Below are 14893 nucleotides of genomic sequence, written 5' to 3'. Positions count from 1 at the left end.
AATTACTGACAAATATTTACTCAAATAAACTTCGAGAAATTTCTACCAATTATCAATGAAAATATATTCGATTGATCAACCAGTAAAAATCCACACAAGTTGTTCTTCATAATCTCTTAATGATCTTCTTGATGGTTCGTCACCAGCAAGCTAGGTCGGCTATATTACACTAAATTTATTTAGTGTCAACAAGTAATTCAAATTATTTTAAACTTATCAAATAAAACCAAACTTAATCAATTCAACCAAGTCTTTGTTTTATCAGAAGTTTTAATCTTCATCACCGCCGATGGATGTGCATTCTACAGCATTTCACATCCGTTGCAACCCTATTTTTTATTTTTTTTGAAAAATAACAGTCATACGTATGCTTTTTAGCCATTTTTCATTTTTTTGATTCATTTTTTAGGCAAATTTGCTTTAATGGTTCGATATTCAAGACTATTAAAGCGATTTTATTTATGATTGAGTCAGCTTTATTAAGCCAATAATAAATTTTGGGATCATTCTATATGCATCATTTTTCTTTTTTATCTGCAAGTTTGCTATTCACCCTTGCGATTTCACCTGCATTTGCAGCTGAGCCATCAGATGAATCTATCTCATCTACGACTTCGTCTAATTCGAAGTTTGCAACAAAATCTAGTGAAGTCGTAAAAAAACTCACTGTAAATGCTTCAGCATCACAAGCAGATGAAGAAAAAGATCCTTTTGAAGCATGGAACCGTAAGGTTTATCAGTTTAACGATGTATTAGATCGTAATGTTGCACGTCCTATTGCAGTGCAGTATTCAGAAAAAGTACCCGAGCCTGTTCGTGGCTCATATCGTCAATTTCGTAAAAACTTAAATGAGCCTTGGAATGCGGTGAATCAACTGGTTCAAGGTCGCCCGATGCATGCTGCTAAAAGCTTAGGCCGTTTTACCATTAATACACTAACCACTTTAGGCTTTGCAGACCCTGCACGTCGCTTACATTTAACAGCAGAAACCGAAGGCTTTGGCACAACTCTTGGTTATTATGGTGTGCCTACTGGACCTTATTTGGTTCTTCCTATATTAGGCCCAAGTACAATTCGTGAAACGGTAGGCTTTGCTGCTGATAGTTTTGCGCGCCCACAACGCTATATATTAGAAGACCATAAAGGTGTCTTTTGGGCTGAACAAGCCTTACGTGCTGTTGATAGTCGTGCGGAATTGCTCGATCTTGAAAAAGTCCTACAAGGTGATAAATATGCTCAAATTCGTGATATTTATCTACAACGCCTAAACTTTATTGTTGCTGAGAAAAAGGGCCTTGCAGATGAAAATATGTTTATTAGTGATGAAGGCGACGATCCAGAGGATGAATCTTCAGATCCAGTAGACACTGATTCTTCTGACGATCACGCCACAGAATAGTTTTAATTTAATTGCGGGGGATGATGATTTTCTCCTCCGCCCTGCGAATGCTTGTTATAGTATATTGCTCATGATACTTCAGGATCATCTTATTTCTTTATGTATTTCATTCAACCGACCCGTGATATTCCACATCTAGATCAGGTACTAGACACACTTCCCAGTGTTCAAATGATTCGCATTGAAGATCTCCATTTGTATGATCCGACTATTATTGCAATTGCTGATGTACAGGATTATCTAACACATCAGTGGACTTTGCCGACGATTGCGCTGGCATTAGAAGATGAAGGCTTGGCTTTGGCTGCCGCTTGGGAACAAGGTGCGCTGGCAGGTTGGATTTGGAGCAAACTCCCTTCAAACCCACAAAAAGCGCTTATTAAAATTGATGCCAAATACAAGCGTAATCAAGACAGTCGCGATCTACCTTCAGCGGCTGAATTACAAAAAAAATTACTGCCCAATCCTATTGAATTATTCAATTATAAAATCGAGACTTTATTTCAACCTTCTGCTTATTTATCTGGTGATTGGTATGATTACTGGAAAATTAGCGATAAAGAAATCATGTTTTATTTGGCAGATGTTTCCGGCCATGGGGTGACCAGTAGTCTATTAACCTCATGGATGGCTGCTTTCCACGGTCGTTCTAAAAATCCTCGTGAACTGATTAAAAAGCTTAACGGCATGCTGGTGCAAGAAAATATCGAAAAGCACATCACGATGATTGCGGGTATTTTAAATATTGAAACACATCATTTACGCTGGTCGAGTGCAGGCCACTACCCCCCTGCAATTTTATTTGAAAAAGACCAAGAACCTCGTATTTTAACCACCAGTAGTTTTCCATTAGGTTTAACAGAAGACTTAGAAGTGGAAGAGTTTGAATGCCAACTAAAACCGAATGCTCGGTTTATTATTTGTTCAGATGGCGCACTTGAACCTTTCGATGGTGGATTGAATGAACAATTGCGTCAATTGGTACATCACTTGCAAAATCAATCATTTCAAGCACCCGAGCACGTTGCCGATGATATTGCAATTCTAAGCTTGCGTCGAATCAATTAATTTATAAATCAAATATTTATCGTTTTTCACTATAGAATCATCCTTTCGGATACTTGAGTAAGCAGTGCCCCTATGGGATAATTTACTATCCTTCTCTGCAAATGGCATTTATATGTCAACAGGTCATGTTGAATATGCAAGCTTGAATGGAACGCATATTTTTAAGCTTATAGGCGAAGTGCGTGCCCAATCTTGCATTAGTTTAGACAAGCTGCTAAATAAAATTGAACAACAAGAGAATGTCGTTGGTGCGATCGTAGATTTAACCCAAACTACATTTATTGACAGTACAGTTTTAGGCATTTTGGCTAAGCTGGGCTTAAAGCTCAAACAAATCCATCACATTCAAGCAGTCATGCTTTCAACAAATTCAGATATTACCACGCTCGCCAACAGTATGGGGCTTGGGCAGGTATTTGTGATTTTGAATTATTGTGGCGATCCAAATGTATGTACACGTACATTAATGGAAGAAAATGTAACGCATAACAATATGCTTTGCACCGTATTAGATGCGCATAAAACATTGATGAAACTCAATGAAAGCAATCAAAATATGTTTGAGCCCTTAGTGAAACAATTGCAAAAAGAGCAAGATTCTATCGACCAAACTGCTGTACAACACAACGCGTAATCTCCCCCCTTTTTTTTCACATTGAGAACTCCATGACTTTTCTTTCTGTTGCTCAAATGAATTCACAAAATGATATAGAAGCAAACTTCTCTGTCATTGAATCTTTGATTCAGCAAAGTAAAGCTCAGGGAGCAAGTCTCATTGTGTTTCCTGAAAATTTTATCTGCTTTGCTGCAGGTAAACAGCGTGAAACCGCTGCGCAGTTTGAAGTTTTTCAACAACGCTTAGAACAGCTTGCACATCGCTATAGCATTTGGATTGTCGCAGGTACTTTACCTTGCCCATTTCGTCCAGATGGCTCAATTATTAAAGATGGTCGAGTACGGACAGTTAGCCTGTGCATTAGCCCAGAGCGTACAGAAGCACGTTATGACAAAATTCATTTATTTGATGTACAAGTGGGTGACGCTGTCGGTGGTTATCAAGAATCTAAGTTCTTTGAACCAGGCACAGATCCAGTGGTTGCAAAAACGCCGTTTGGTCATATTGGCCTGATGGTCTGCTATGACTTGCGCTTTCCAGAACTTGCACTCACACTGCGTGCGCAAGGCGCAAATATTTTAACAGCGCCCGCAGCCTTTACCTACACTACAGGTGAGATGCATTGGCAATTGTTATTACAAGCACGCGCAATGGATACGCAATGCCTAGTTTTGGGTGCTGCACAACAAGGTTGGCATGGTGAAAAACGCCAAACTTGGGGCCATGCAGGCGCGTCAGACAGTCGTGGCCAATTGCTTGATATGATCCAAACTGAAGGTGCATCCATCATCACCGTTCCATCGAATTTAGAAGAGCAAAATCAAGTTCGGGCATCTATGCCCCTATTGCAACATCGTGTTTTACTACAATATCCGACTAATTCGTATAGCGACTAATCTGCTTATTTAATTTAGCAAATAGCACGATTTAACTCCATGTTGTACTGTAAATCCCTACCAGCTTATTTATAATAATGATTCTTATTTATTAAAATTGGTTTTATTCCAATGTTTAAATCCGTTCTCCTTTCTGCTGTACTGCTTTCCGTTTCTGTTGCCTCTTTTGCTGAGATTCAAATTTCAGAAAAAGTACGACCAACCATTAAATCTTTGGTTGACCCAAATATTGACCGTTTAGCGATTCCACCAACACCAAACAATATGTCTTTGCCTGCATTTGGTCAGGGTATTATTGGTTGGGGAACAGGACCTGATGGTGCGGAAAAACGCTTAAATAACATCAGTAAAGAAGACGTTGAAAAGCTAAAAACACAAGATGTCACTTTAGAAATGGTTCAGACTTGGCAAAAGTTTTATGAAAATGAAACTCAGCGTAATGCTGGCAACCCGACTGCCCCTTTCCGTGCGCAATTAATGAAAAAAATTGCAGGCCTTTGGTAAACAATACCAAAAATGTTCATTGGTAGTTAAGACTATCAATGAACAACACTTCCCTACTCGTATCGTCATTTAATTCATCTCTTTTGCTTTTTCTATCTATTTTCCACTGAAGCCTACTTCAATATTTACAAAATCACTGCTTATTCCTGTGCGATTTTCAGACAGGATTAATACTCCCTTAAGAATATTTAGAGAATAACAATGAGTTTAGAAAAAGCAGTCTATACAGCACATGCAAAAGCAACTGGAGGACGTGATGGCCGAGCAACCTCATCCGACGGTATTTTAGATATTCAACTTAAAGTACCTAAAGAAATGGGCGGTGCTGGTGGCGGAACTAACCCTGAACAGCTCTTTGCTGCGGGCTATTCTGCATGCTTCTTAGGTGCAATGAAATTTGTGGCTAACCGTGATCATTTAAAAATCACACCTGATGTGTATGTGGAAGGTGATGTCAGCATTGGCCCTATTCCAACAGGTTTTGGCATTGAAGTGACTTTAAATATTCATTTGGAAGGTCTAGAACAAGCTGAGGCGCAAAAATTGGTTGATGCTGCGCATATTGTGTGCCCTTACTCAAATGCGACACGTGGCAATATTGATGTGACGTTGAATGTGATTGTTTGATTTAAAAAATTCAAATTTTGAGGTGAAGCCGATTTTTATAATCGGCTCTAAAAACAACTAATTGGAAATAATAAATTATATAAAAAATATTAATCATTTCATATGATTACCATAATTTCAAATAGAACCTAAATTAGAGGAAATTTCTTTGAAGTCTAGGGCTGTCTTTTGGGTATTCGGAATATGGCCAGTGAGGTATTCATCCTTTGTCTGGAAAAAGAAATCAAAGCTCTGACTCATTAATGGATCGTGTTGGCTTTGTTTTTGGTAGATTGGGGCTAGGCGATTAATGTAGTAATTGATCCAGTCCGCTTTGTGGGTAAAGGCTACATAATCTTTTAGATCTCGATGGAGGTTGTGTAGATCCTCGGAAATTGCATCAATGTTAGGATGATACAACCAAACTGTAATATCCATCGTAGGAATAGCACTAAGTTCATACGGTTGTGAAGGGCCAAATCGTTGGATGACGTAAAGTTGTGCACCACGTTCGCTATAACAGGAACAGAGTAACTTAGTATTTTCAACTTGAAAGTAGTCTGTGCCAATTTCTAGTTCTCTAATTTGTCTTGAAATATCCAGGCATAGAGGGAGTTTATTATGGTCTAAATGAGCCAGTTGCCTAAATAGTTCAATGGATCGGCTAATGACATAACTTTCACCAGTACCTGTGATAATCCCTTGATCCCACGTGTAAATTTTAGCAGCTTTTTCAGAACTGAATTGCATTTCACCTGTTTCTTTTATTACAACTCGCTTATTGTCTGCTGCGATAATGATGCTATCATTTAATTGTATGGCTACTATAAAGGTCATATTTCATATAAAGCATTGATTAAATAAAATTTTATATCAATCCAATTAAATTTGGATTTTTATAATTAATAAAAAAAATAGGTAAACCTATGGCTGGCGGTTCTCAGATTATCATTAATAAAGATGGTATTAAAATTATAACTCCTGCAAAGTTTGAGGTAAAAGCTGGACAACATCTTTTTAAAGGAGGTGCTCACGTTCAATCTGTAATGCCTAGTTTTAGCAGTTTGGCTATGAATAAAGATAACTATTCTTTTACAAATCGAATAGATGTTTTTGATGTGTTTAAAGACTTCGAATTTTCAGAAGTTAAGTATAGGGCTTTATTAAAAGATCAAAAAATATATAAATCAGGGGTACTAGATGAACATGGTCGAACAGAACGCTTTGCCAGTATTGATAATAAACAAGAAGAATTACAAGTTGTAATAGATGATCCTGATTATGAATGGGTGATTACTGATGAAGACTTCCAAGAAGAAGTAAAAAATAAGGAAGATTAATAATATGAAATTTAATGTTTTTTTTAAAGACAGACAAGGCCATGCTGTAGATGGGTTAAACTATAAGATATCAGTTATCAATGATGGAAATAGAAAAATAAAACGACTGTTAGTTACATCTGTTACCAGAGATGGTAAGGGTAAAGGGGACTCAATAGTTGGTCTAGAAAAATTAGTATTTGAAGTCATGGGGTTCCCTACGCCTTATAAAGAATGGACAGAAATAGGTTTTTTTTCTTATAACAAAAGAATGGATTCAAAAGAGATCCGAACGATAACAATAGAAGCTCCTTCAATAATTATTAATACTAAAACTTTCCAAAAACAAGAAAAAGCGGGAAGTTATGAACGAAGAACTCGTATTTTAAATAAAAATTTAGATAAAAATATTTACTTATATCCGAGTATTATCAAACATACCGTTAAAGCTGGAGAAAATTTAGGATCTATTGCTAAACAACATAGTGTATCTGTTAATGATATTAGTATTAGAAACAAAGGAATTAATATTAATTCTTTAAAAGTTGGACAAGTCATTATAATTAAAGATGAAATTGATGCAAAAAAACAAGAATTACAAGATCATAAAGAATATAAAAAATATATAAAAGATAAATTTGAAATATCTAAAAATAATTCAAAAGTTGTAGTCAAAATTGAAGGAAATATGAAAGGGACACAGCTTATGTATGTTAATTTTTCAGGAGCAATAGCTGCAGTAATTGGTGCTGGAGCAAGTATACAAGTAGGTGTTGCTAGAACTCCTTCTGGAAAATGGGGGATATTTGTTGCACCTGGGGTTTCAGCTGTACAAGGAACACCATCATTATCTATAGAAGGTGGGTATTTGATTAGTGAAGCAGCAAGCTTAGATGATTTAAAAGGGCTTGGGTATAGTGTAAATGCCAATTCATATTTTCTATTAGGTGGTTCTGCTGTCGTTGGCGCGGGGCTTACTCCTGATGCTTTATTTGATGGAAAGTTTGATGAGGGAACTACCCCAATGGCTGGTGCAGAAACAGGTATTGGAGGTGGTTTTAATATACAACATAATCTTAGCTATACATTCGTAATTCCTTTAAATTAGATTTGGAAATGCACAATGAAATTTTCATTAGTAGTAAGTTTATTTATATCTTTTATCATTAGTGGTTGTGAGGCTAAAAGTGAAAATTACAGCCAAGAAAAAGATAAAGTGCAGATATTAGAGTTCAAAGAAATAGCTGAAGGAAATGATGAAATTCAACAAAAATCACTGTTCCAAAAAATCCAAAAAAATGCTGAAAATGGAGATTCTACTGCTCAAAATCTATTAGGGGTAGTATATGAAAATGGATATCTAGGTCAAAATGAAGATATTGAAAATGCTATAACTTGGTATAAAAAATCTGCTGAAAATGGTAATGGAATAGCTGAAAATAATATTGGTAATCTTTATTATCGAGGACAAGGAGTTGAAAAAAATGATGAGTTGGCATATGAATTTTACAACAAATCTATGCAAAAAAAGGTACCAGAAGCTATAAATTCAATAGGGTTAATGTATTTTAATGGTTCTTATGTTGCTAGCGATAAAAATAAGGCTTGTGGATATTTTAAAGAATCTGCTGATTTGGGCTATTATCTAGGTGAATCTAACGTAGCTAACTGTTATTTAAATGGTTGGAATGGACTTAAGGATAAAAATAAATACTTTCAATATTCTTTGAAAGCTGCTGAGAAAAATTATGCTCCATCACAATTTAATGTCGCAGTAATGTATATGAAAGGCGAAATTATTGAAAAATCGATTTCTAAAGCTATATATTGGTATGAAAAAGCTTTACAGCAAAATGATCCTAGAGCAGCCTATAATTTAGCATCATTATACGAAGAAGGTAATGGAGTCCCAAAAGACTTAGATAAAGCATATAGATATTATGAATTAGCGGCAGAGATGGGCCTAGATGTTGCAAAGATAAAGATGTCTGAATTAAAAAATTAAGGCTTCATACAATTAACACAATACACGTTATACGAAATACTTTTGATTTCTTAATAAATTTCAATATTTTGTATTGATATAAAAGCCTAACTCAGTTGAGTTAGGCTTTTTAAATGATTTATCCCGTTCGACGATTAATGCTCAATCAATGTTCCATGATTTTAATTAGGCAGATTCAACAGTACGCGCTGTTATCAGTAATAAAAAAACAAAGTGAATGTTTCCTTCATTACTCCTCTGCTTCATTTGTCACACGAAGCACTTCTTCCAGCGTTGTTTTACCTCCTAGTACTTTACGTAAACCATCATCACGAATTGAACCCGCATCACGACGTGCATAGTTTTCCAACTCATATTCCGCAGCATTACCATGAATTAAGCGGCGCATTTGCTCATCTACAGGCACAATTTCATAAATTGCAGTACGTCCATTAAAACCTGTATGTGAACAATGATCACAGCCCTTAGGTTTAGGCAGTTTTAGCACAGTATCATGCTGAATATTTGCAAATAATTTAGTTTCAAAATCGTCAGCATCATGCCACATTGCACAGTGCGAACATAAAGTGCGTACCAAACGTTGTGCAATCACACCAATGAGCGAGCTGGACAATAAAAATGGCTCAATGCCCATATCTTTTAAACGAGTTACGGCGCCAATGGCCGTATTGGTATGCAGTGTCGATAACACCAAGTGACCTGTGAGCGATGCTTGTACCGCAATTTCTGCCGTTTCCAAATCACGGATCTCACCCACCATCACCACATCAGGATCTTGACGGAGCATGGCTTTTAAAGCGCGAGCAAAGGTCATATCAACTTTGGTATTCACCTGTGTCTGACCAATGCCTTCTAATTGATATTCAATCGGGTCTTCAGCCGTCAGAATATTTTTAGAGCCATCGTTTAAGTCGGACAGCGCAGCATATAAGGTTGTGGTTTTACCTGAACCCGTCGGTCCAGTCACCAAAATAATGCCATGCGGTCGGTGAACTAGAACTTTTAGCCGTTCATAGTCGTTGTTCATGAGACCCAAATGCGTCATGTTTAAACGACCCGCCTGCTTATCTAACAAACGCATCACTACGCGCTCACCATAAGACGACGGCAAGGTTGATACACGTACATCCACTTCACGACCTGCCAAGCGTAATGAAATACGACCATCTTGTGGAATACGTTTTTCGGCAATATCCAGCTTTGCCATGACTTTAATACGTGATACCAGCAAAGGCGCGAGTTCACGGCGCGGTTGTACAATTTCACGCAGTTGACCATCCACACGTAAACGTACAGAGAGTTTCTTCTCAAAAGATTCAATATGTATATCCGATGCACCAACGCGAATCGCCTCGGACAACAATGCATTAATCAAACGTACAATTGGCGCATCATCTTCCTGATCCATCAGATCTTCTGCTTCAGGTACAGAATCCGCAAGACTGAGCAAATCGGGATGATCCTCCAAACCTGCTGCGACTTGCTGTGATTCCCCTGTATCACCTGCAAAGCTTGAGCTGAGGAGTTGATTAAACTCTTGCTCAGTGCATAGTTGATAGCTGGCTGAATGCCCCAGAAAACGACGTGCTTCTTGTAAAGCCAACAGCGGTGTATTGTCACGACGAATAATAAATGCTTGGTCACCCTCATAACGAAGCAATACGCCATGACGCTTGGCAAAACTATATGGTATTTGTAATTGTTTAAGTACTTGCATCACAGTTTATAATGATGAATAAAAGTAATTTGAGTGTACTCTAAGCACATGACAGCGTGAAGTATGTTTTACAGCTTTTAATGATATAAGGAAAATACCATTGTCTTTCGTCAGTGACGTACTGGAAACAGAAACATCCAAAGTAAAATGGTGGGGTGAGCATCACTTTGAGCTGAACCGACCGAAATCATGGCAGTTTGGCTCGTTATTATTTCGCTTGACCCGTGGTTTACAAGAGTGGCGAATGGAATATCACCGCCCTAGCGTACAGTTTGACTATGAGCAACAGTGGCATCGTATTGATGATCCTGAGTTTGCATTTCCTGCACCTGTGCATATTGAACGTTATATGTTTAAAAATACGCATGAAAAAATTCAAATCATGCCGCGCTTGGCCAATCGTTCTGTCGTTATCCGCCCTGTCGATCCGATCTATATTCCAGCGGGTCAGCGCGGTACGCTTTATATCAGTACACCATTATGGGTTGCGGGCTTTGTTGAGGGGCAAAAAGACCCTTTGTTTGATATCCCAGTGATTTTACCCAAAGATACATGGTTTGGCCCCAATAAGCGTACAGGTGAAATCTGCTATGCCACAGCTGTGGATGGTCGCACTGAACTCCATCAATTGAAGATTCGTGCTTTTCGTGCAGTCACCCCTATTGAATTTCACAATACCAGCCACGAACAACTGCGCTTTGATCGGATGAATGTACCTGTACCTGCCTTACCTTTATTTTATAGCGAAAGCACAGGTCGATTATGGACATCGCAAATCAAAGTTATTCATGAAGGGCCTGATCGACCACCACGTGTGCGCATTGAAAACCGTACGCCACCACATGCAGGTGAAGTGATGTATGTGCACCCACCACGCGAACCTGCGGGTGCATTATTTAATATGTTCGATTCACTGTTCTAGGAGTGATGGATGCCCAATACCAATATTCCAGCAGAAGTGACCAGCAGTCTGACCAGTATTGTTAAAAATATTAATACCGATCGACTCACAGAAATTGTGGTTGCCATTATACTAGCGCTATTAGGTTTTTTAATAGCACGCTTTGTTTCCAATACGTTTATTCGCACGATTGGAACACGATTTAATGAACACCAACGCTTAGTTTGGCGACGCGGTATTTTCTATTTTATTTTTATGATCTTTGTGATGGCCAGTCTCAAAGAAGCCGGCTTCAAACTCAGCGTCTTTTTAGGGGCGGCTGGTATTTTAACGGTGGCCTTGGGTTTTGCATCGCAAACTTCTGCATCCAACCTCATCAGTGGTATCTTTTTAATTGGCGAAGGTTCATTTGAAATTGGCGATACCATTCAAATTACGTTAATTCGTGGCCATACCATTGAAGGTGAAGTCATTTCGATTGATTTACTCTCTGTAAAATTGCTGACTCAAGACAATGTCTATGTTCGCCTGCCCAATGAACAGCTCATCCGTGCACCCGTGCATAACCTGTCGAAGTTTCCGATACGGCGCATCCCAATTACCCTAGCCATTAACTTCCATGAAGATATTATTAAAGTTCGTGAAGTTTTGCTGGATGTTGCCAATAAATATCCTTTGGTATTGGCCGACCCGAAACCCGCAGTCACCGTTACAGCATTTCGTGAGTCGTCTATTGAGTTATTGTTTGCCGTATGGTGCCAGCAAGAAAACTTCCTGAAAGTTCGTGATGAAATGCAGGAACGCATTCGAAATGGTTTTGTCGACAATCAAATTGAAATTCCTGTACCCAAAATGGGCTTTGTTGACCGCCCTTCCGCACAAGCTTTGCATAATGAAGAAATTGATAGCTATGCCAATGCAGAAGAATTAAAACGTGAGCCAGACTTAAAATAAGCCATGTTTAGTCATGTTCATCTACGAAAAAAAGGGAGTCAATCAATCGGCTCCCTTTTTAATTTGAATGTCATTCACACTACATATTGATATTTATGAATGCTCACGCGGGTGCGTTTCATTTGATATTTCGGGCATAGGTGCAATATAGGCAATGATTAACATGACAAAACCCGCACCCAAGAAGGAAATCACTCGCGTTAAGGTGCCAATATGAGACAAATCAAACAGCACCAACTTTAAAGTGACCAATACTAAAATACTGCCACCAAAGAACCACAACGAACGCAACTGACGCCGACTTGCCAGCAACATACAAATAAAGGCCAAACTCACCCAGAGCAGGGTAAAACTCAGCTGTATGGTCGCATCTTGCCACATTTGCCATTGGTTATATGGTGTATCCAAGTAATGATGTAATGCACGTAGCACCACATAACTACTCAGCCAAAGTAGCCCGAGTACCATCACAATGGCACCTAGGCTTTTTTCTAACCCTGCTTTCATTTGTTGGTTCAACATCCAAATGAAACCTGCCAACATCGCAATACTCACTAAATCGAATGGATTCAGTATTGGCAGTAGATAAAACTGAAAAGCTTGCTGGCTAAACAGTTGTGACAAGACCACCCAAAGCAACATTAACACCAAACTACTACGCGCTTGCCAGAACATTGGCCAATCGGACTGGCGCCACGCACACCATAAGGCAAAACACAGCGGTAAAATCACCACACTAATAAACGGCATACTCGGTACAAGCGTTAAACTACTCAGCGCCAAGCTCAACAACACACCTAAACTCACCCACTCTTTTTCTGCTTTTAGCCCTAGTAAAGGTCGGAGCCACAATAAGGTTAAAAATAAGCCTGTGGTCGCCACCAATATACGGTCAGAATCAGAAGGCCATAACAATGCCCCTTGATGACTCACATCAATCACCATATAAAATGCAACCACATACAAGGGGATCAGCCCCACCCATTTCGGCAGGAGCCACGACCACGTTGCGCCGCGTCTCAACAACAACTCATTCAACAGCACATAGCCCAAACTGAGTATGAGCAGTATCCATGTCACTTGGTTTTTGCTGTCGATGACATCCAGTAAAAGCACAAACAATGCAATGGTCGCAAACAGCATCTGTAAACAGAAAAAGCTGATGGTGCCACTACTCAATTGCTGTTGAAACTTAGGCACAGCATTGGCAATGCAAACCGTCATGAGATAACTCAATGCCAAAATCCAGTACACAGGGCTTGGAAAAACATTTTGCACAGAGAAGTAATACACGCCTGAGCAACTCGCCATAACCAACAGGCCCATGCCCACATAGTGGCTAATACGCGCCTGACGATACAGCGCATACATAAAGATGAGTGCCCCTTCAATCGCCCAACCTGCAACACTCCAATGCTCGGTCAGTAAAATAGGTGGGACGAAGGCCAAAAAAATCAGCATGAGGCTAAAATAGCTCTGCGTGATTTGCTCAATCACCTGATAGCGTTTTGCAAGCAGATAAAGCAGTGCATAAATTACCGCAAAGACTAAACTGAAGGTCGCCTGCCAGCCATTTTCATCAAAATACATCAAATATAAAAAGCCATAGCTGGCAATGGGAGTACCAAAAATTAAGGCCAAATCTAAAATTGGTTTAAGCTGAAATTGGCCCAAATTCTCTTTAGCCAGCAATTGGCTATAGCGAAATCCTAACCAAATAAAAATTGAAGCATGGGCAAAAATCAGCAGGCTTAAACTAGTGCGTTCGGCATCCACACCACGGTAAAAAGCATAAGCGCCACCTACTACCAGCGTCATTAAAAAAGCAATTTGATTAAGAAACTTCCACGGTCGAAGTGTGCTTAACACTGCAACTGCAATATTAATCACCAAGTAATAGCTCACAAACTCGACTGCGCTCGCACTGCGTACTGGTAAAGTAAAGGGTGCAATATAAGCAATGACCATCGCCATCAAAGCAAGTTCGATGCTTTGTTGTTTTAAACTCAGCCATACCGTTGCCATGAGAATGCCTGCAAAGCAACAACTGGCCAGCGCCAAAGTAGGAATGATCTGGTTATAGTAAGCAAAAGACAACGTCAGTGATAAACTGGCAAGCCCTAAACCTTCTAATGCAAGCGTAAAGCTACGATTTGTACGTTGCAATCTATAGCCTAACGCCGTGACTGCGATACTCACGCCTGCCACCAGCAACAGTTTGACGGCAAGACTCAATTGCCAATGCTCTGTTGCAAAGCGAAGTAACAGCACAATGCCGACCACCAAAACCGCAATAGCAACTTTCAGAACGGGATTTCCCTTAAACAACCACTGTTGTAGCTGATCGCTTAAACGCAAATGATTTCCTGTCGAAGCAGATTGGGCACGCTCAGCCAATGGCTCAGTGCTATGCTCCAGGGTAGAACTCGGCTGAAATTCCGCAGTCGCTGTGGACCGTACCAAAACTTGCGCCTGCTGTTGGATTTGATACTGCGTCTGTAACAGTTGCCGTTCTATACGCTTTAACCAACGCAGAAAAAAGAAAATCCATGCGCTTAGACCCAGCCCTGTCAAAATATGAAATTCAGCAATCCCCCCCACCAAGGCCACAATCGAAGCAATATATAACGGTGCTTTGGAGGTACTCTGTCGTGCTAATCCAATCTGTTGTCTAAGTTGATCGGTCGGTTGCTGTAAATCATCGACATAGTGCATGACACTAACGCCAAAAGCTAAAATACACAGTGCACTCACAACTTTTAAATCAGCAAACCACAGCCCAACAGCAACGATGATGAGCACCATCAACCACATCATTCGAATATCACTCTGCCCTTTCAGCATACGGTCTTCGCTCTATTTATTTAAGATGATCATAGCGCACCTCGACAGCAATATTTTGGATGT

The 14893-nt window shown here is 39.3% G+C and carries 14 protein-coding genes; 11 read left to right on the top strand and 3 right to left on the bottom strand.

The features are described 5' to 3' along the window. Positions 1-512 precede the first annotated feature (512 nt). From HYG93_RS14920 to HYG93_RS14895, 6 genes are all read left to right on the top strand, one after another. A complete protein-coding gene (locus tag HYG93_RS14920) occupies positions 513-1400 on the top strand; it encodes a VacJ family lipoprotein (protein WP_106986204.1) in 888 nt (295 codons plus the stop codon). Between the two features lie 99 nt (positions 1401-1499). Then, entirely contained in the window at positions 1500-2468 is a 969-nt protein-coding gene (gene gigA, locus HYG93_RS14915; RefSeq protein ID WP_106986205.1) for an RsbU family protein phosphatase GigA, read from the top strand. Positions 2469-2580: 112 nt separating this feature from the next. Next, positions 2581-3102 carry an anti-anti-sigma factor GigB gene (gene gigB, locus HYG93_RS14910; RefSeq protein ID WP_106986206.1) on the top strand — a complete coding sequence of 174 codons (522 nt, stop codon included), beginning with the start codon at positions 2581-2583 and terminating at the stop codon, positions 3100-3102. Positions 3103-3134: 32 nt separating this feature from the next. Further along, positions 3135-3980, top strand: a complete 846-nt coding sequence (locus HYG93_RS14905) for a carbon-nitrogen hydrolase family protein (RefSeq protein ID WP_106986207.1) — start codon at positions 3135-3137, stop codon at positions 3978-3980. Positions 3981-4091: 111 nt separating this feature from the next. Beyond that, positions 4092-4484, top strand: a complete 393-nt coding sequence (locus tag HYG93_RS14900) for a DUF4951 domain-containing protein (protein ID WP_117008178.1) — start codon at positions 4092-4094, stop codon at positions 4482-4484. A 201-nt stretch (positions 4485-4685) separates the two neighbouring features. Then, positions 4686-5111: an organic hydroperoxide resistance protein gene (locus HYG93_RS14895; protein WP_117008179.1), complete on the top strand. Its 426-nt coding sequence runs from the start codon at positions 4686-4688 to the stop codon at positions 5109-5111. Positions 5112-5228: 117 nt separating this feature from the next. On the opposite strand, the gene HYG93_RS14890 is transcribed toward HYG93_RS14895, so the two are convergent. Continuing rightward, positions 5229-5927, bottom strand: a complete 699-nt coding sequence (locus tag HYG93_RS14890; RefSeq protein WP_117008180.1) for a hypothetical protein — start codon at positions 5925-5927, stop codon at positions 5229-5231. An 89-nt stretch (positions 5928-6016) separates the two neighbouring features. On the opposite strand from HYG93_RS14890, the gene HYG93_RS14885 reads away from it, so the two are divergent. The 3 genes from HYG93_RS14885 to HYG93_RS14875 are packed head-to-tail and all read left to right on the top strand — an operon-like array spanning position 6017 to position 8414. Then, positions 6017-6430, top strand: a complete 414-nt coding sequence (locus HYG93_RS14885; RefSeq protein ID WP_228198724.1) for a DUF2345 domain-containing protein — start codon at positions 6017-6019, stop codon at positions 6428-6430. Positions 6431-6434: 4 nt separating this feature from the next. Further along, complete coding sequence (locus HYG93_RS14880) at positions 6435-7517, top strand: LysM domain-containing protein (protein ID WP_120365127.1); 1083 nt, start codon at positions 6435-6437, stop codon at positions 7515-7517. Between the two features lie 15 nt (positions 7518-7532). Then, on the top strand, positions 7533-8414 hold the full coding sequence (locus tag HYG93_RS14875; protein WP_120365128.1) for a tetratricopeptide repeat protein: 882 nt from the start codon (positions 7533-7535) through the stop codon (positions 8412-8414). Positions 8415-8643: 229 nt separating this feature from the next. Here the strand turns inward: HYG93_RS14875 and gspE are convergent, their stop codons facing one another. Continuing rightward, positions 8644-10131 carry a type II secretion system ATPase GspE gene (gene gspE / locus HYG93_RS14870; RefSeq protein ID WP_178962588.1) on the bottom strand — a complete coding sequence of 496 codons (1488 nt, stop codon included), beginning with the start codon at positions 10129-10131 and terminating at the stop codon, positions 8644-8646. A 100-nt stretch (positions 10132-10231) separates the two neighbouring features. Between gspE and HYG93_RS14865 the strand changes: the two genes are divergently transcribed. Further along, complete coding sequence (locus tag HYG93_RS14865) at positions 10232-11053, top strand: hypothetical protein (RefSeq protein ID WP_106986212.1); 822 nt, start codon at positions 10232-10234, stop codon at positions 11051-11053. 9 nt (positions 11054-11062) lie between these two features. Then, positions 11063-11986 carry a mechanosensitive ion channel family protein gene (locus tag HYG93_RS14860; protein WP_106986213.1) on the top strand — a complete coding sequence of 308 codons (924 nt, stop codon included), beginning with the start codon at positions 11063-11065 and terminating at the stop codon, positions 11984-11986. A 93-nt stretch (positions 11987-12079) separates the two neighbouring features. On the opposite strand, the gene HYG93_RS14855 is transcribed toward HYG93_RS14860, so the two are convergent. After that, positions 12080-14830, bottom strand: coding sequence for a DUF2339 domain-containing protein (locus HYG93_RS14855; RefSeq protein ID WP_178962587.1), 2751 nt, complete (start codon positions 14828-14830; stop codon positions 12080-12082). Between the last annotated feature and the right edge of the window lie 63 nt (positions 14831-14893).

The organism is Acinetobacter sp. SwsAc6 (assembly GCF_013391565.1).
Classification (GTDB): domain Bacteria; phylum Pseudomonadota; class Gammaproteobacteria; order Pseudomonadales; family Moraxellaceae; genus Acinetobacter; species Acinetobacter cumulans.
This window is presented reverse-complemented; position numbering and strand designations above follow the sequence as displayed.

Bases quoted from the DNA above. Each gene is read 5' to 3' on its own strand.
- HYG93_RS14880 (WP_120365127.1), top strand. From the start codon at position 6,435: ATGAAATTTAATGTTTTTTTTAAAGACAGACAAGGCCATGCTGTAGAT.
- gigB (WP_106986206.1), top strand. From the start codon at position 2,581: ATGTCAACAGGTCATGTTGAATATGCAAGCTTGAATGGAACGCATATT.
- HYG93_RS14875 (WP_120365128.1), top strand. From the start codon at position 7,533: ATGAAATTTTCATTAGTAGTAAGTTTATTTATATCTTTTATCATTAGT.
- HYG93_RS14855 (WP_178962587.1), bottom strand. From the start codon at position 14,830: ATGCTGAAAGGGCAGAGTGATATTCGAATGATGTGGTTGATGGTGCTC.
- HYG93_RS14920 (WP_106986204.1), top strand. From the start codon at position 513: ATGCATCATTTTTCTTTTTTATCTGCAAGTTTGCTATTCACCCTTGCG.
- gspE (WP_178962588.1), bottom strand. From the start codon at position 10,131: ATGCAAGTACTTAAACAATTACAAATACCATATAGTTTTGCCAAGCGT.
- HYG93_RS14900 (WP_117008178.1), top strand. From the start codon at position 4,092: ATGTTTAAATCCGTTCTCCTTTCTGCTGTACTGCTTTCCGTTTCTGTT.
- HYG93_RS14890 (WP_117008180.1), bottom strand. From the start codon at position 5,927: ATGACCTTTATAGTAGCCATACAATTAAATGATAGCATCATTATCGCA.
- HYG93_RS14895 (WP_117008179.1), top strand. From the start codon at position 4,686: ATGAGTTTAGAAAAAGCAGTCTATACAGCACATGCAAAAGCAACTGGA.
- HYG93_RS14905 (WP_106986207.1), top strand. From the start codon at position 3,135: ATGACTTTTCTTTCTGTTGCTCAAATGAATTCACAAAATGATATAGAA.
- HYG93_RS14860 (WP_106986213.1), top strand. From the start codon at position 11,063: ATGCCCAATACCAATATTCCAGCAGAAGTGACCAGCAGTCTGACCAGT.
- gigA (WP_106986205.1), top strand. From the start codon at position 1,500: ATGTATTTCATTCAACCGACCCGTGATATTCCACATCTAGATCAGGTA.
- HYG93_RS14885 (WP_228198724.1), top strand. From the start codon at position 6,017: ATGGCTGGCGGTTCTCAGATTATCATTAATAAAGATGGTATTAAAATT.